The organism is Pseudoalteromonas sp. P1-13-1a (genome assembly GCF_001401875.1).
GTDB lineage: Bacteria > Pseudomonadota > Gammaproteobacteria > Enterobacterales > Alteromonadaceae > Pseudoalteromonas.
Genome location: NZ_LKDV01000110.1, coordinates 1 through 296 on the forward strand (window position 1 = coordinate 1; position 296 = coordinate 296).

A 296-nucleotide genomic window follows, 5' to 3' on the forward strand; every position below is an offset into this window, starting at 1 on the left:
CTGCCACGGAAACATGACCGCGCCTGCGGCAATGTTTCATCGTCACTGCAGGGCGATCGAGTACGAGACGATATCCGTGTAGCAGCCCGCGCGTTTGACTGCCCGCGGCTCCGTGCCGAATGCACTGAAGCCCAGCGATTCGTACAGCCCGCGCGCGGCAGCGTTGTCCGCCAGCACCGTGAGGGTGAGCGATTCAATGCCTTCCGCGCGCGCAGCCGCGAACGCGGCAAGAAGAAGCTGACGGGCGATACCCTGGCCACGATGGCCAGCATCCACGTGGACACTGTGCACTTCCG

At 64.5% G+C, this 296-nt stretch carries 1 protein-coding gene; it reads right to left on the reverse strand.

Annotation, left to right across the window (positions count from 1 at the left end):
• Positions 1-42: 42 nt before the first annotated feature.
• Positions 43-296: GNAT family N-acetyltransferase (locus AN391_RS20020; RefSeq protein WP_144430249.1), on the reverse strand; the 254-nt coding region annotated here is incomplete at its 5' end.